The sequence below is a fragment of the Pseudomonas quasicaspiana genome (assembly GCF_021147825.1).
Classification (GTDB): Bacteria; Pseudomonadota; Gammaproteobacteria; order Pseudomonadales; family Pseudomonadaceae; genus Aquipseudomonas; species Aquipseudomonas quasicaspiana.
In genome coordinates, this window is the sequence record NZ_JAGTPI010000049.1 from 28,680 (window position 1) to 45,735 (window position 17,056).

Annotated in this window: 12 protein-coding genes; all 12 read left to right on the plus strand. The window is 58.7% G+C overall.

Annotated features, from left to right (window positions below; all coding sequences use genetic code 11):
* The first annotated feature begins 369 nt into the window (after window positions 1-369).
* Window positions 370-1,908 (plus strand): cellulose biosynthesis protein BcsE, encoded by a 1,539-nt coding sequence (gene bcsE / locus KDX30_RS22440; RefSeq protein ID WP_264760363.1) that lies wholly within the window; start codon window positions 370-372, stop codon window positions 1,906-1,908.
* The gene (bcsF, locus tag KDX30_RS22445; RefSeq protein ID WP_231677533.1) at window positions 1,905-2,105 is read left to right on the plus strand and encodes a cellulose biosynthesis protein BcsF; all 201 of its coding nucleotides are present in this window, start codon (window positions 1,905-1,907) and stop codon (window positions 2,103-2,105) included. The genes bcsE and bcsF overlap by 4 nt, the downstream gene beginning before the upstream one ends.
* The gene (gene bcsG, locus KDX30_RS22450) at window positions 2,092-3,732 is read left to right on the plus strand and encodes a cellulose biosynthesis protein BcsG (protein ID WP_231677534.1); all 1,641 of its coding nucleotides are present in this window, start codon (window positions 2,092-2,094) and stop codon (window positions 3,730-3,732) included. The genes bcsF and bcsG overlap by 14 nt, the downstream gene beginning before the upstream one ends.
* Window positions 3,702-3,959, plus strand: a complete 258-nt coding sequence (gene bcsR / locus KDX30_RS22455) for a cellulose biosynthesis protein BcsR (RefSeq protein ID WP_049827026.1) — start codon at window positions 3,702-3,704, stop codon at window positions 3,957-3,959. The genes bcsG and bcsR overlap by 31 nt, the downstream gene beginning before the upstream one ends.
* Window positions 3,956-4,690 (plus strand): cellulose biosynthesis protein BcsQ, encoded by a 735-nt coding sequence (gene bcsQ / locus KDX30_RS22460; RefSeq protein WP_231677535.1) that lies wholly within the window; start codon window positions 3,956-3,958, stop codon window positions 4,688-4,690. Before bcsR ends, bcsQ begins: the two co-directional genes overlap by 4 nt.
* Window positions 4,687-7,281 (plus strand): UDP-forming cellulose synthase catalytic subunit, encoded by a 2,595-nt coding sequence (gene bcsA, locus KDX30_RS22465; protein ID WP_406643966.1) that lies wholly within the window; start codon window positions 4,687-4,689, stop codon window positions 7,279-7,281. The genes bcsQ and bcsA overlap by 4 nt, the downstream gene beginning before the upstream one ends.
* Window positions 7,278-9,548, plus strand: coding sequence for a cellulose biosynthesis cyclic di-GMP-binding regulatory protein BcsB (gene bcsB / locus KDX30_RS22470; RefSeq protein ID WP_231677536.1), 2,271 nt, complete (start codon window positions 7,278-7,280; stop codon window positions 9,546-9,548). The genes bcsA and bcsB overlap by 4 nt, the downstream gene beginning before the upstream one ends.
* Window positions 9,538-10,662, plus strand: coding sequence for a cellulose synthase complex periplasmic endoglucanase BcsZ (gene bcsZ / locus KDX30_RS22475; protein WP_406643967.1), 1,125 nt, complete (start codon window positions 9,538-9,540; stop codon window positions 10,660-10,662). Before bcsB ends, bcsZ begins: the two co-directional genes overlap by 11 nt.
* Window positions 10,650-14,261 (plus strand): cellulose synthase complex outer membrane protein BcsC, encoded by a 3,612-nt coding sequence (bcsC, locus tag KDX30_RS22480; RefSeq protein WP_231677537.1) that lies wholly within the window; start codon window positions 10,650-10,652, stop codon window positions 14,259-14,261. The genes bcsZ and bcsC overlap by 13 nt, the downstream gene beginning before the upstream one ends.
* 174 nt (window positions 14,262-14,435) lie before the next feature.
* The gene (locus KDX30_RS22485; RefSeq protein WP_231677538.1) at window positions 14,436-14,807 is read left to right on the plus strand and encodes a response regulator transcription factor; all 372 of its coding nucleotides are present in this window, start codon (window positions 14,436-14,438) and stop codon (window positions 14,805-14,807) included.
* A 338-nt stretch (window positions 14,808-15,145) separates the two neighbouring features.
* Window positions 15,146-15,463 carry a helix-turn-helix domain-containing protein gene (locus tag KDX30_RS22490; protein ID WP_122394607.1) on the plus strand — a complete coding sequence of 106 codons (318 nt, stop codon included), beginning with the start codon at window positions 15,146-15,148 and terminating at the stop codon, window positions 15,461-15,463.
* The gene (locus tag KDX30_RS22495) at window positions 15,456-16,718 is read left to right on the plus strand and encodes a type II toxin-antitoxin system HipA family toxin (RefSeq protein ID WP_122394608.1); all 1,263 of its coding nucleotides are present in this window, start codon (window positions 15,456-15,458) and stop codon (window positions 16,716-16,718) included. The genes KDX30_RS22490 and KDX30_RS22495 overlap by 8 nt, the downstream gene beginning before the upstream one ends.
* The last annotated feature ends 338 nt before the right edge of the window (window positions 16,719-17,056 follow it).

Here is a 17,056-nt window from a genome sequence, read left to right on the forward strand (position 1 = left end):
GTTCTCAGGCTATGTAACAGTTTGCAACGGTTTTATATCGCCAAAAAAACGACACGCCACTACCGTTCGTCCGTTGCGCACAACAAGCTTTTCAAATTATTGACAGTGTCACTTTGATGGCACATTATTCGCGCCACACGGAATGAATGTTCACTGCCATGGCTGGTTTGTTGAAGGAATCAGATCGCGCGGTGGGGATGATCGCACTCATTTACACGCTCTGAATATTGAGGTTCGACGCGTATCAAACGCGCCGCCTTGACGAGCGCTTGCCTCGTTTTTTGTAGTTCAAAGTCTTGTAGTTCTGCCAACGTTCAGCCATTTCGGTCTGAGGGTTGCCTGTGCATTCGAATTGATGGGGTAGCGCGTTTGGGTCATGTCACATTAGCCATCCGGCAGATGCAGGATGAGAACATGCTGCTGCGCCAGGGAGGTTTGTACTGGATCGCACTGGATCTGGCATCGGATGCTGACATGCTCGCCCGACAGTTCCTGTCCGCGCTGACCGAACAGCATCTGGCCACCTTGGTCAGTACCCATATCGACCCTCAAACAGTCGTCGAATCCATGGACGCAGATTGTGGTCCGTCCGCCTTACGCCTGTTCGCTGTTCCCGGGTCGGCCCGTAAATTTCTCACGTCGCTGACGGCAGATCTGCACCGCATCAATCTTGCACGTGACAGTCATCTGGTGCTCATGTTGTCGGCTGACAGCCTGGAGAACTTCACCGGGCTGGAACTGCAACGCTGGTGTGAAAGTACCCGTCAATGGCTGGTTAAACGCAATTGCACACTGCTGGTGCTGTGCAGTGATCAGGCCCCGCAGTTGCATGAAAAACTGCTTGATCTCAACGAGCAGATTTCCGGTCTGGCGCAGCTGTATCGCCAGGACGGCGGTGTGCGTTATCAGCTCAACTACTGGCACAGCGGTTTGGGCGTCTGCGCCGCGCAGGCCTTCGATCTGAGCGTGACAGACGGTGCGTTTGCCCAGAGCAAATCGCCCTCGTCCAGCCCTTTTCAGGTGCGCACCGACGACCAACGCATTTACCTCACGCAACGTGCGGTGCTCGAGGGCACTGCACCGTTGTCGGAGCAGTGGCGTCTGTTTGAAAAGCGCAGTGACTTGCTGGAACAGGCGGCACACGCTCGTGCTGCCAGCGTCATCGTGGCGCTGGAGAGCAACAGCGAAGTCGAACCGCTTGCCCGGCAGTTGCATCATTTGCGAGACCACTGTGGCGTCGCCCTGAAAATCATTGTGCGCGAGATGGAGCCTTGCCTGCGCTACCGGGATGAGCGCCTGTTGCTGGCGTGTGGTGCCAACCTGATTGTGCCAGCCAATACTCAACTGGCGAACTTCCTGAGCATGGTCGACAGCGTGCAGGGCCTGACCTGGCACCACCGTCAGACGCCCGACTTCCAGTCGCTGTTCGAACGACTGCGCCCGCCCGCCCAGCGCGGTCTTGTGTCGCCGCAAGAATTCATCGCCTTGCTGGATCAAGTCTATAGCGGTGCCTCGGGCGAGCTGGTTCACCAACTGCTGAGCCTTCGGCCGCGAGGCGATCTGAACATTGATCAGTACCTGAACCAGATCAGCTTGCGGCGTTTTGGCGACGTAGCCTGTGTGGTCAACGGCGTGTTTTACCTGTTCCTGTTCGCCTGTCGCGGTGACGGCCTGGAACCGGCGCTGGGCAACATTTGCCGCTTGCCCTGGCGCGACCTGTTCACTGAGTGCAAGTCGCTTTCTGCGGTAGACATGCTGCCGCGTCAGGACTTCCTGGACGCATCGCAGCTGCTGGAAACTTCCCGCCTTGCCACGGAGCAGGTCACAGCGGATCTGACCCAGGCCATTATCCAGGTCGGCTATATACCGCAGCGGATCACGTTGACGTTGTCGGAGCACTGCTCATGAAGTATGCCGAGCTGTTGCAGGTGATCGCGGCGAGCTGCCTGTTGACCGTGGCCTTGATGCTGGTATTGGGCCGTTTTCACCTGAGCCTCAAACTGTGGTTCCAGCGTTACTTGCCCCCGCGTTATCTGAAACCCCGCGGCGTTCGCCGACGCGTATCCGCTGCGCCGACCGTGAGTGACGCTCATGATCCATCCTGAGAGCGTCAGCGCCGCCCCTGTGCGTACCCATACTGTCTGGACCTGGCCCGGTCTGGGGCTGTGGAACCTGTATTTCATTATCAAGCTTGCGCTGCTCTGGGCTGGATACCTGAATCTGCAAATCCTGCCGAATCTGGTTTTCGCCGCCGTATTGCTGGTGCCGCTGCGCAATAGATATCTGGCGCTGTTGCGCACGGTGATTGCGATACCGGTAGGCGTAGCGTTGTTGTATCAAGACACCTGGCTTCCGCCTTTCAGTCGTTTGCTGGATCAGCCTGGCGTCCTGAACTTCACCGGTGACTACCTGCTGGAACTGGCTGGTCGCTTCATCGACTGGAACCTGTGCGGGGCGTTGCTGCTGCTGATGGTGGGGTATTTCTTCGTCCGTCAGTGGCTGCGTCTGACCACCCTGACCCTGGCCGGTTTTGCCTGGCTGGGCGGTTCGGGATTGTTGGCGATGCATGCACCCGTTCCGCAGCCGGTCAATCCAGTGGCCGGACCTGTCGCTGCCATCAGCGCTGCCGAGCCGGACAGCAAGACGCTTGATAGCTACCTGCAGAAGTTCTACAGCTCCGAGGCAGGGCGACAGGTGGCGTTTGTCCCGTCGGCATCGGCCGCCCAACCGTTCGACCTGCTATTGATCAACATCTGCTCCATGGCCTGGGATGATCTGGACGCCGTGGGCATGCGGGACAATAAGTTGCTGCAGCAGATGGACGTGGTATTCGACAACTTCAACTCGGCCACTTCCTACAGCGGTCCCGCTGCCATTCGACTGTTGCGTGCCAGCTGCGGCCAGCAGCCACACAACAAGCTATATGGCGTGGCACCCGAGCAATGCCTGTTGATGGATGATCTGCGCAAGCTGGGCTTCGACAGCGAGGTCATGCTCAATCACACCGGGCAGTTCGAAGGTTTCATGGACGAGGTTCGTGCTCAGGGATCAATGCCTGGCCCTGCAGTCAGTACGTCGGATCTCCCGCGGACGCTAGTGGGCTTTGACGGCTCGCCGGTCTTGCGTGATCGGGACGTTCTGGATAAATGGTGGAAGCACCGCGAGGGGGAGGCTGACTCCCGAGTGGCGCTGTTTTACAACACCACGACGTTGCATGACGGCAACCGCGCGCTCACTGCCGATGGCGGTACCAAAAGCGCCGAGTACAAACCCCGTGCGCAAACCCTGATCGACGACCTTGCCGCGTTCCTCAAGGAACTGGAAAAGAGCGGCCGAAGAGTGGCGGTGGTGATCGTCCCTGAGCACGGCGCGGCGTTGCATGGCGACCGGATGCAGATCGACGGCATGCGCGAAATTCCGAGCCCGTCGATTACCCATGTTCCGGTCGGCATCAAGCTGATCGGCATGGGCAAAAATCCGCGCCCGGAACCGTTGCACATCTCCGGACCAAGCAGCTACCTGGCGGTCTCGGAAATCATCTCGCGCTTGTATGCCGCCCCGCCTCAAGGGGAAGGGTTGATACCTGACTGGAAAGTGCTCCTGGCCAATCTGCCAGAGACCCCGATGGTCTCGGAAAACTCCGGAACCGTAGTACTCGACTACGCCGGCAAGCCTTACGTTCGGATCAAGGAGAAGGGCGCATGGCTGCCTTACCCGCAAAGGTTCAAGTGAAAAAGCAGGCGGTTTCGCGCAACGAGCGAGCCGATGATATTGCCCGACTTAAAGTCGAGCTGAGTCTGCCGAGCCTCGAGTATGTCGATATCTCTGCGCAGATGGAGCTGAGCCGTGCCTTGCAGCGTTGGCCTTTGCTGGTTGATCTGACGATCCCTGGCGAGCCGACGCAAGATTTGCCGGCCCATCAACCGATCCGCAAAAACAGGTTCGGGGCGCAATCGTGACAACCCTGAGCTTGCGTGGCATTCGCGGCGGCGTCGGCACCAGCTCATTGCTGGCGGCATTGGGTTATGCCCTTGAAAGCCTGGGCGAGCGCGTATTGATGATCGATATGTGCCCGGAAAACATGCTGCGCCTGCATTTCAATCTGCCCGTGGCAGAGAGTGGCGGGTGGGCCCGGGCCATGCTGGACGGTGAGGACTGGTATGGTCAGGCCTGGAGCTTGTCACCGACATTGCAGCTGTTGCCCTATGGGCAGTTGACCCATGCAGAGAGCATGCTCATCGAAGGGCAACTGATCGATGATCCGTTCCTCTGGAGTCGACGTCAGGCGAATCTGGCCATTCACTACGACTGGATCCTGTTCGACATGCCGCAACGTCTGACAGGCCACTCGACGATCGGCCCGTGTCAGTTTCCGATCCAGATCGCGCAAGCGGATGCAGCCTGTCATGTGCTCTTGCTCCAGCCGTCCGCGTCCGCGTCCGCGTCCTCGCTGCCGTTGCTGGTCAATCGTTTTGATCCGGGCAGCCAGTTGCAGCGCGACTTGCTGCTGATCTGGCGCGAGAGTCACGCATCGCGTCTTTTGCCGCTCACGGTGCATGCTGATGAGGCGTTGAGTGAGTCGTTGGCGTTCAAGCAACCGGTCGGCCAATACGCACCTGACAGTCTGGCTGCCCAGGACGCTCTGAGTCTGGCGACCTGGTGCCTGACGCGCCGCGGTGAGCTGGCATGATTGCGCGCTACTTCCCTTACATGCAGCTGCGTCGCCAGTACGATTGCTATCCACCGACGGCATTCTTGCTGGCGTCTCTGATCAGCCTGAGCTGGCTGGTTTTGCGGCTGGAATCTCCGGTCTGGCAACGTCTGCTGGAACAACGTCAACGCTGGTATCCGCATCTGGCGGGCAAGCAGCCGCGTGCCGGGGATCCCTTGCGCATAGCCCTGCAAAGCCTCTGGTTGCTGGTGTTCCGGCCCTGGCCGAGCTATCGCCGCCGTGCAGTGCCGCAGTGGCTGCGCACGACCGGTCAGATTAATCGGAGCGTCTGGAAGCGCCTCGGGACTTTGCTGGATGGCTTGCCGGTACAAATGACTCAGAGCCAGTCAGTGCATGGCAGTGCCAAATGGTGGCAAACCCTGAGTGCTCGCCAGCAGCGTTGCCTGAGTTATCTCTGCGCGGCCGTGGCCTTGCTGCTGGTTGCGGTGTGTATCACCGAACCTTTCAGCTATTTCTCGCAACTGTTGTTCGTGATTCTGCTGTGGGCGGTGGCGATGTTGATCCGTCGTGTGCCAGGGCGTTTTCCGACACTGCTGCTGATCATGCTGTCGGTCATTGTTTCGTGCCGTTATCTCTGGTGGCGTTACACCGCAACCCTGAACTGGGACAGCCCACTGGATCTGGCCTGCGGCGTCATGCTGCTGATCGCCGAAACCTATTCCTGGCTGGTGCTGTTGCTCGGTTATGTCCAGACCTGCTGGCCTCTGCGGCGGCCCCCCGCGCAACTGCCGCGTGACACACGTTTGTGGCCGACCGTTGATCTGCTGATCCCGACCTACAACGAGGATTTGTCCATCGTGCGCGGCACGGTGTACGCCGCACTGGGTATCGACTGGCCGCACGACAAGCTGCGCATATCGATTCTCGATGATGGCAAGCGTGACGAGTTTCGGCTGTTTGCCGAGCAGGCAGGCGTGAACTACATCACCCGTTCCGACAACAAACACGCCAAGGCCGGCAACCTCAATCATGCGTTGCAGCAGCTCGATGGCGAGCTGGTGGCGATATTCGATTGCGATCACGTGCCGGTTCGCTCCTTCCTGCAACTGACCGTTGGCTGGTTCCTGCGCGACCCGAAGCTGGCGCTGGTACAGACGCCGCATCACTTTCTTTCGCCTGACCCTTTCGAGCGCAACCTCGACACCTTCCGGCAGCGCCCCAACGAAGGTGAGCTGTTTTACGGCCTCGTCCAGGATGGCAACGACATGTGGAACGCCGCGTTCTTTTGCGGCTCATGCGCTGTACTGCGTCGTTCTGCCCTTGATGACATCGGCGGTTTTGCTGTGGAAACCGTTACCGAAGACGCGCATACCGCCTTGCGACTGCATCGCCAGGGCTGGAACTCGGCCTATGTGCGGATTCCTCAGGCCGCGGGGCTGGCAACTGAAAGCCTGTCGGCGCACATCGGTCAGCGAATTCGCTGGGCGCGGGGCATGGCGCAGATCTTCCGCACGGATAATCCGTTGCTGGGCAAGGGGCTGACGATCTTTCAGCGGATCTGTTATGCCAACGCCATGCTGCACTTTCTGGCGGGCCTGCCGCGGCTGGTATTTCTCACCGCCCCCTTGGCATTCCTCCTGCTGCACGCCTACATCATCTATGCCCCCGCACTGATGATCGTTCTGTACGTGATCCCGCACATGGTCCATGCCAGCCTGACCAACTCCAGAATGCAGGGCGAACATCGTCTGACCTTCTGGGGCGAAGTCTATGAAACCGTGCTCGCCTGGTACATCGCACGGCCTACGACTGTGGCGTTGTTCAACCCGAAGAAAGGCAAGTTCAACGTGACCGCCAAAGGTGGGTTGATGAGCGAGAACCAGTTCGACTGGGGGATCGCACGGCCTTACCTGGTGCTGGCGGCGCTCAATGTTCTTGGCCTGGGCTTTGCGGTGTGGCGTTTGTTTACCGGCCCGTCGAATGAGGTCGGCACGATTCTGGTCAGCATGCTCTGGGTGCTCTACAACCTGCTGATTGTCGGCGCTGCGGTGGCGATTGCTGCCGAGGTGCGTCAGGTGCGTGAAACCCATCGCGTCCAGGCCCAATTGCCTGCTGCTGTGCGTTTACCGAACGGACGTTTCTACCCCGGCATGCTGGTGGACTACTCCGACGGTGGCGCAGGCATCGAGCTGGACGCGCAACTGAGTTTGCCAATGGGCGAGCGGGTCAGCTTGTTGATGCAGCGTGGCGAGCGCGAGTTTCTGTTCTCCGGGATTGTCAGTCGCAGCCACAAGAACTTCATCGGTATCTCGCTTAACGAACTGTCTGCGCAACAGAAAATCGATTACGTACAATGCACCTTTGCTCGCGCTGATGCGTGGTTGAACTGGAGCGAAGATTTCACCCCTGATCGTCCGCTGCACAGTTTTATTGATGTACTGAGCCTGGGCGCTCGCGGTTATTACCGTCTTTATCAGTACCTGCCTGCCTGGCTGCGTGCGATTACGCGCCCCTTTGTAACGACGTGTGCGTGGCTGCTCAGCTACGTGCCGCGCTTTGCCAAATCCGAACCTTATTCCTCATCCTCCCGATCGGTAAGTGCCCCATGAGTCGCTCTTTTAATCTCACCCTGGCGAGTCTGCTGTGGGTGGCCATGACCTGTGCCCAAGCCGGGACTGCTGTGGTTTCCACTCCGGACCTCACGGTGGCGGGCGCGACGCCAGGCTGGGATGTCACTCGCAGCTTTTTGCAACTGGGCCGCCCCGCGGACAGCCTTTTGCTGGGTACGCACACTACCGATCAGTTCGAGTTCACCATGCGCCGCGACCGCATCGCCAGCGATGCCAGTTTGCAACTCGAATACACCCCTTCGCCGGCGCTACTGCCGACGCTGTCGCACTTGAGGGTTTACCTCAATGACGTATTGATGAGCGTCATCCCGATTGAAAAGGATCAACTGGGCAAAAAAGTGGTTCGTCCGATTCAGCTTGATCCCCGGTTGATCACCGACTTCAATCGGGTCCGGCTGGAGTTTGTAGGGCACTACACCGATATCTGTGAGGAACCGTCCAACACTGCGCTGTGGGTCAGCATTGGACGCAACAGCCAGATCGCGTTGAGAGAGCAGGCGTTGATCGTCAAAAACGATCTGTCTTACTTCCCGATGCCTTTCTTCGATGCTCGCGGTTATGAAAAACCGGTGTTGAACATGGTGTTCGCTGCTGCCCCCACGCTGGGCGAACAGCGCGCTGCCGGGATTCTGGCCTCGTATTTCGGCAGCCTGTCTTCATGGCGCGCCATGACCTTCCCGGTACTGTCGGATCAGTTGCCTGCTGCCAGCGCTGGTCAAGTGACGTCATCCGTTGTCTTCGCCACCAACACCCATCGTCCGGCGTTTCTGGCGGACCTGGAGAAATTCCCGGCGGTGGATGCGCCCGTGGTGCAGGTGATCGACAACCCTGACGATCGCTTCAGCAAGGTTTTGCTGGTGCTGGGACGTGACGACGCGGACCTGGTCACCGCCGCTCAGGCGCTGGCGTTGGGCGGCGATCTGTTTCGTGGCGAGCGCGTGGTCATCGACAAGCTGCAACAGATCAAGCCCCGCGTGCCCTACGACGCGCCAAACTGGATGCGCACTGATCGCCCGGTACGTTTTGCCGAGTTGATCAAGTACCCCGAGCAGTTGCGTGTCAGCGGTCTGCAACCGTTGCCGATCAGCCTGGACATCAACCTGCCGCCTGACCTGTTCGTCTGGCGCAATCAGGGTATCCCGCTGCAAACCAAATACCGCTACACGCCGCCCGCGTACAACGATGGTTCGCGCCTCAACATCAGCCTCAACAACCAGTTCATTACCAGCCTGCCATTGCAGGTCAACAGTAATGACCGGCTTGAAGAGTTACGCCTTGCGGTGATGTCCAGCGAGTCAGCCAACGTCAATGAAAACCTCTCGGTTCCGGCCCTCAAGATCGGTGACCGCAATACCCTGAAGTTTAATTTCAGTTTCGCGACGACCAACAGCGGCTCCCAGCGTGACCGCTGCCAGACATCGTTGCCGGTGGACACCCAGGCGGTCATCGATGACCAGTCGACCATCGACATGTCGGGTTACCACCATTACATGGCGATGCCTGATCTGGCGGCCTTTGCGCGCAGTGGTTTCCCCTACAGCCGTATGGCGGATCTGTCCGAAACCATGGTGCTGTTGCCGTCCCGGCCAAGTGCCGTACAACTGAGCACTTACCTGGAAGCGGTCGCAGGAATTTCGGCACGTTCGGGCTTGCCCGCCCTGAACCTCAAACTCAGCGATAACTGGGAAGAGGCGTCCAGATACGACGCGGACCTGCTGGTGCTCGGCTCGTTCGCCCCGGATATGCGCGACAACCACGACATGAATCTGCTGCTGGATCGCTCCCGTAACTGGTTGCTCAAGGCTAACCAGCAAGGCCCAGGTTATGCAGCCATAAAGGGTGAGGGGAACCCGGTTGCCAGCCGTGTCGAAGTCTCGGCTCAGGGCCCGATTGCTGCAATCGTCGGCTTGCAGTCGCCTTACCATGACCAGCGCAGTGTTGTCGCGCTGCTGGCCACCACCGATGCTGATTTCAGTCTGCTACGCGAGACGCTTAACGACAGCGGCAAGATGGACGCTGTGGCTGGCTCGGTCGCCTTGATCCGCAGCAGTGGCGTCAGCAGCCAGGCAGTTGGCGATCAGTATTTCGTCGGTGAGCTACCGTGGTGGCTGATGCTCTGGTTCAAGCTTTCCGAGCATCCCGTGCTGTTGGCCTTCATGGCGGTGGGCGGCGTGTTGCTCAGTGCTTTCCTGGTATGGCGCATGTTGCAGTGGGCGGCTCGTCGCCGTCTGGCTTATGAGGAATAAGTCAGTGAACGGGGTCGGTTTTTTGTTGGCCACCGTTGCTTTGTCATTTCTGACTCAGGAGGCCGAAGGTGCGCCTGCGTGTAACTGGCCCGCATGGGAGAGTTACAGGCAGCACCTTATCAGCGCTGATGGCCGGGTCATCGACCGCTCCTCCGCGCAGCAGATCACCACGTCGGAAGGGCAGAGCTACGGACTGTTTTTCGCCTTGGTGGCCAACGACCGGGAAAGCTTTGAGCGGTTGCTGAACTGGACGCGCGACAACCTCGCAGGCGGTGATCTCGACGATCATCTGCCAGCCTGGAAATGGGGCCTCAGCGCGCAAGGCAAGTGGCAGGTGCTCGACAGCAACAATGCCAGTGACTCGGATTTGTGGATCGCGTACAGCCTGCTGGAAGCGGGACGGCTCTGGCGCAGGCCTGATTACCTGCAATTGGGTAACCATCTGCTGTGGCGCAGTGCCGCGCAGACCTTGCGCAAGCTGCCGGGTCTGGGGTTGATGCTGCTGCCGGGAGACAAAGGTTTTGAGTCGCCCCAAGGTTGGCGTCTGAACCCCAGTTATACGCCGCCGCAACTGTTGGCTCGCTTTGCGCTGATCGCCCCCGTCTGGGATGAGGTGGCAAAAAACGCCCGGCGTCTGTGGATCGAAGGCTCGCCAAAAGGCTTCGCTCCAGACTGGTTGGTGTGGCAAGCGGGGCAAGGCGCAGTGGCCCAGGAGCACGGAGCAAAAGGCAGTTACGACGCCATTCGTGTCTACCTCTGGCTGGGGATGCTGGCGTCCGATGCGCCGGAGCGTGCTTCGTTGCTCGCGCACTTCAAACCCATGATCGACGCCACCAGACAACGGGGTTTTGTGCCTGAGCAGGTCGCCGTTGGTACTGGCGAGTCCACTGGCACGGGGCCTGCCGGTTTTTCGGCGGCCCTTCTGCCGTTGCTGAACGGCGACAGTGCTGCATTGAGTGCCCAGCGTGAGCGGCTGCGTACCGCGCCGCCGCTGGCTGACGCTTATTACAATCAGTCGCTGTTGATGTTCGGCCAAGGCTGGGACGAACAGCGGTATCGATTCGATAAGGACGGACGTTTGCAGCCAGCCTGGACATCGTCATGCAAACAGTGAATCCACCACCCGTTTCCGGCTACCGGCTGCTGCCCAAAGGTGCACTCAAGGCACTGGCGATGTGCGGCGCATTATCCTTGTCCTGCTGGTATGGCACGGCGCTCAGCGCAACCGTAGCGCCTGCACCTCAGGATCAACAGCAGTGGCTGCTGCAACAGGCGCGTATCGGCGAAGCCTTGTATCGCGACGATCTGGTGCGTGATGCCCTGGCGAGGCTGGAGCTGATTGATCCCAATCATCCGCAGGTTCTGGTGGGCAAGGTTCGCCAGGCACTGGCTGATAAAAGTGCGCCGCTAAATACCGCCTGGATTGAGCAACTCATGGCCCGTTTGCGTCAGCAGGGGCCCGACTCGGCGGCGCTGCGTCAGGCAAATGCGCTGATCCGGCTTAACAGCTCGGAAGGTGCGGGGCAGTTACAGCAAGCGCGGTTGTTTGCTGCTGCCGGACGTTTCGATCAAGCGAGTGAGGCCTTTGAACAACTGTTCGGCAAAGAGCCGCCGGACTTGCCTTCTGCGCTGGAATACTGGAGCGCCCGTAGTCGCATCAGCGGCCAGCGGGCCGCCGTCATCGAGCATTTGAAAGACCTTGATCGCGACTACCCGGGCAATGCCAGCGTGCGGCAGATGCTGGTCGGCCTGTTATTTGCCGAAGGTCGTAACGATCAGGCGCTGGCGGTGCTGCATCAATTGGCAGCTGATCCTCAGGCGAGCAACAATGCCGCAGAGCGGGAATTCATCTACCTGAACACCTTGCCGGTGAGCCCTGAAACGGCCCGAAACTGGCAGGTCTTTCTCGATTACTACCCTTATTCGTCGTTCAGAAAGGAAGCTACCCAGCGGCTGGCCGAACAGCAACGACTGCTTGCCGATCCCGCATGGCAGGCGGGGGCCCAGGCCAAGCGTCTGCTGGAACGAGACAAGGGCACTGACAGCGCTCAGGCCGAAGTGCTGTTGCGGCGCGCCGTTAAAGCCTATCCGCAAGATTCGAGTCTGTATGGTGCCTTGGGCACATCGTTGATGCGCCAGGATAAATACCCGGCAGCACTTGAGGCGTTTTCCACTGCGCTGACCAAAGAACAAGACACCTATTACATCAGCAAATGGCAGGACCTGCAGTTGCTGACCCGCAACTGGATGATCCTTCAGCAAGGCGACGAAGCCTTGCAGCGCAAGGATTACGTGAAGGCGCGCAAAGCGTACCAGCAGGCACGAATTCTCAATCCCAAGGCTGCCGCACCCTTGATGGGCCTGGCAGCCGTGGCCCTCGGCGAGGCCGATGATATCGGTGCCGAGGCGCTGTTACTGCAAGCACGCAAGGCTGAACCAAACAACACCAGCGTGCTGCGCGCACTGGTGCGCTTGTACCGTGGGCAGTCGAGTGCCAAAGCCGAAGCGTTTCTCGACAGCTTGCCCGCCAGTAACCAATCCGAGTTCGCCGCCTTGCGCCAGAGCTTTGAAATCGAGCGTTTGAACCTGCAGGCCGATGTGTTCAGCGAACGTTCCGATTGGGCGCAATTGGTGCTGGTGCTGAAAAAAATCCGTCAATTGGACCCGGATAATCCGTGGCTGACCTATCGCCTTGCAGCAGCCGAAATCGCATTGGGTAAACCGGTCGAAGCGGATGACGCGTTTCGCCAACTGCTGGCCCGTCAAGGTAGCAATCCTGAAGCGCGTTACGCACACGGTCTGTATCTGGCCAATCTGAATCGCGACAGCGAGGTACTGAGCAGTCTCGGCCAGATTCCCGCGAAGGCCTGGACGGACAACATGCGCGAGCTGGCCGCGCGGATCAAACGCAGGCAATTGCTGGCCCAGGCGCAGCAGTTGCGTGATGCCGGGCGCGAGCCGCAGGCCATTGCATTGTTGCGGGCCAATCCGACTCTGGACGATTTCGCCACGCTGGCCGACTGGGCCATGCAGCGTGGCGACTATCCTGAGGCTGAAAGCGATTACCGCAAAGTGCTCAAGGCCGATCCTGAAAATGCCGAAGCGCAGTTGGGGCTGATCGAAGTGCAGATTGCAACGGCGCGCACGCCCCAGGCAGACGTAGCGCTGAACAGCATCGTCGTGACCCCGGCCGCTTCGGTGAGCTGGCAACGCCGTCTGGCCAACGCATGGGCCGCCGTGGGTGAAAAAGACAAGGCCAATGCGATCTTTGCCCAACTGCTGAAAACCCCACAGACCGATCCTTTGTTGTACCGCGATGCTGCCCGCCTGATGGCTAAGGATCATCCGCAACAGGCACTGGATAATTACGCCCGCAGCATGGCCTCGGCTGGCTTGATTTCACCTGCGCAAGGCAGTCCGCGGGACAACCTGGCAATGACTGGGGCCAGCCGTGCCAAGGACGCCGATGACTGGTTGCCACGCAGTCTGCGCAGTGAAGTCGACGAGCTCTATAAACAGCAGAATCCAACGGTCAATGTGTACCGCGATTTTGCCTGGCGCACCGACAATACCGCGCCGGGGATTTCCGACCTCACCACCCAGACCACTATTTTGCGCATCGACTCCCCCTTTGCCGCGGGGCAGGGTTTTGTGCAGGCTGAGCAGGTCGATCTGCAGGCCACTGCTTTCGATACCGATGCCGACGGCCTGCACCGGGAGGCATTCGGCACCTGTGCGGTTCAGTTTCGAGACCGAACCACCGGGGCGCTGGTCGCCAACGGCTGTCGCAGCACCTCACAAAGTACCTCCGGGCCGAGCCTGGCGGTGGGCTGGAAAAACGCTCAGTGGGCCGTTGATCTGGGTCATACGCCACAAGGCTTCGAAGTCGGCAACTGGCTGGGTGGCGTCGCCTACAGCAGCGATTGGCAATCCATCGGCTGGACCCTGACCGCCTCGCGTCGTCCGGTGAGCAACTCCGTCGTGTCCTACGCAGGTGCTGTCGATCCTGTGACCGGAACCCGCTGGGGCGGTGTGACCAGCAATGGGCTGACACTGAGCCTAAGCCATGACGAAGGTGGCGTTGATGGTGTATGGGCCAGCTTTGGCAGCCATTGGTTGCGTGGTACCAACGTGGTCGACAATCAGCGGCTCACGGCAATGACCGGCTATTACTACCGTTTGATGGACCGTGCCGACGAGCGCATGCGCACTGGCCTGACCTTGATGTACTGGGGCTACGACAAGGACTTGAGTGAATACACACTGGGGCAGGGTGGTTACTACAGCCCGCAGCAGTACTATTCGATCGGTGTGCCGTTCAGTTATGCCTGGCGCAATGCCAACTGGTCCGTTCAGCTGGACAGCTCAGTGGGCTGGTCCTTCTCGAAAACCGACAGCAGCGATCTGTATCCGCTGGATGGCCCGGCTGGCAAGTTCTTCAGCCAGGCTTCGGACGCCGGACTGGATATCGATGGCAGTACCACGTTGACCAAAGCCGCGAGCAGTAGCTCTGGCGCAAGTGTTCGCTTGCAGGCATCGCTTGAACGACGTTTGAGTGACCACCTTGTGCTTGGCTCAGGCGTCGCACTGCAACACAGCGAAGGTTATGCGCCGAGTCGCGCCATGCTTTATCTGCGTTACACCTTCGATGTGTGGCAAGGCAATCTGCCGATGCCTATTGAAGCCGTAACGCCATACGCAGATATGCGCTGACAAATCGTCGGGCGCAATCACTGTCCACACGGTCAGTATTTCGCCCGTCGGTCGCTTTAAACCGTGCTTTATACGTGGGTATGATTTCAGGAACGTGCCTTGCTGGTTACCGTGCAGGCCATGAGTGCGCAGATCATCGGCACTTCTACTCATGGCTATTGAAGGTAACTGGTTTTGGCTAAATCCCCGGTGATCGCGGTCGTCGATGACGACACCGCAGTCCGCACTGGCATCGACAGTCTTGTTCGCTCTCTGGGTTTCGTCGCGTGCCTGTTCGCCTCGGCCGAGGAGTTCCTGATCTCGCCCTTTCTGAAAACGGCTGATTGCCTCATCACCGACGTGCAAATGCCCGGCATGAGTGGCGTTGAGTTGCACGAGCACCTGACGCGTCAGGGTCTGCAGATCCCCACTATCTTCATCACCGCCTTCCCCGAAGAGTCCGTACGGCAACGCGCCATGACCGGCAGCGCCGTGGGCTTTCTGAGCAAACCGTTTAACGCCCAGGTGCTGATCGACTGCATCGAGTCGACGTTTCCTGCGGTTTGATTCCCGATAAATGAAACGCTGTCGCATCGTAAACATTGGACTGTAGGAGTGAGCTTGCTCGCGATAGCGGAAGACCTGTTAAGAAATTACCGTCTGGGCTGACGCTATCGCGAGCAAGCTCACTCCTGCAGGGTCCGTGTTTGCTGTACCACAGCGGGGCCTCTGGACGGGGCGCTCATACAGGAAACATCTTGGTTATGATATTTTTAATATCAGTATATTGTGGTTTATAGTCGATTTATGGATTTAAAAACAAAAATAAGGGAATTAAGTATTGATAAGGCCGAGGCTAGTCTATAGTTTCAAGTTCCATGCAGCACCCAGCACCGGAAGACGTTATGTTGGATTTAAGCTTCAGCAAGCCGAGTGAGATTGTTAAACGACTCTGTGAGCGCCTGCGCACGGAGCGTCTTGCTCAACAGATGACGCAAGCTGACGTGGCCGGTCGCGCCGGTGTGGCGACCAATACCGTTGCCAATCTTGAAGCCGGACGCAATGTCGGGTTCGAGAGTCTTGTTCGTGTCGCGATGGTGCTTGGGCGAAGCAAGGAACTTGAAGGGCTGTTCTTGCCAAAGCTGGACAGCCTCGAAGATATCCACCGATACGAAAGCACTGCGCATCGTCATCGGGTGAGAGGGAAGTCCGGCGATGCTTGAGCAAATCAACGTCTACTACAACGGCTGGGGTGAGCGCTGGTTATGGGGCACGCTTGTGTCTACAACGGCTATCACCGGTCGCCCACAGATTGTTTTTGAGTACAGCAATGAGGCTCGGGGCAAAGGCCTGGAGTTATCGTCCTACACCCTTCCGTTAGAGGGTGCACGCCTGCGTCGAGGATTTGCGTCACACCAGTTCGGTCTGCCAGGTCCTGTCTATGACTCATTGCCGGATGGTTGGGGCATGCTGCTTATGGACAGGTTGTTCAAACGCCGCGGCCTCAATGTCGCACGTATCGGACCGCTAGAGCGGCTGGCTTATATTGGCAGCCATGCCATGGGCGCAATGTCGTTTGAACCCGTGGCTCCCGAGGCGCTGGAGCCGAAAGTGCATATCCCCCTTGAGCTGCTTGCGTCTGAGATTCAGGACGTTCTCAATGGCGAAGGCGGGGATTTTCTGCAGGCGCTGCTGTTGGTGGGGGGCTCGCCTCAAGGTGCCAGACCCAAGGCGCTGGTCTATCGTGATCCTCAGAGCGGAGCCTTCACCACTGCTGCGGACAGCCCGGGTCTGGAAGCCTGGTTGATCAAATTCCCCGCAAAAGACGAACACCGGGAGGTATGCGCTATCGAGATGGTCTACGCCGAATGCCTCCGCATGTGCGGCATCCAGACCCCCGAGACGCAGCACTTTAGTCTGCCCAATGGCCTGGCAGCCTTCGCGAGCAAACGTTTTGATCGTATAGACGGCCAGCGTGTGCCCATGCAGAGCCTTGCGGCTTTTACCGGAGCTGATTACACGTCTCCAGGTGCGCTGGACTATGTCAACTTTTTGCGGGCAACGCAGATGTGCACCAATGATGTACGGGAGAAAGCTATTGCCTTCCAGCGTGCCGTTTTCAATATTGCGTTCAACAACCGCGACGACCATCCGAAAAACTTCGCCTATGTCATGTCATCGTCAGGTACATGGCGACTCGCACCTGCCTACGACGTCACATTTTGTGAGGGGCCTGGCGGTTATCACCAGATGGACGTGATGGGCGAGGCGTTGGCAATCGACCGGAATGCGCTACTCAACCTTGCAGACGAAGCAGAAGTTTCAGTAGATATCGCGGGCGAGATTATTGACAGCATTGGCGGCATCGCCAGCCAGTTTTCGGCTATCGCCGAGCGTGTATGCCCAGGCATGATCACCCCGGACACTCTGCATACGATACAAAGTCGGATCAACGAGAATGTGGACTTGCTGCGTTAGCCGATATCGCTGTTTTCACGCAATCTTGCAGGCGAAAATCCTTTGGGGAGATTCTATGTGGCCTGCAAACACTAATTCGCGAACGGTCCGGTACATTCGATGTATCTGTGTCGCCAGGAATGCCGCCTTCCCGAATGAATTCGGTCCCACAGGCTCTTCATGAACCTGAAACCGTACGAAAATCCGTGGGAGCGAATTTATTCGCGAAGGGTCCGGTACATTCGATGTAGCTGTGTCGCCAGGAATGCCGCCTTCCCGAATGAATTCGGTCCCACAGGCTCTTCATGAACCTGAAGCCGTACGAAAATCCGTGGGAGCGAATTTATTCGCGAAGGGTC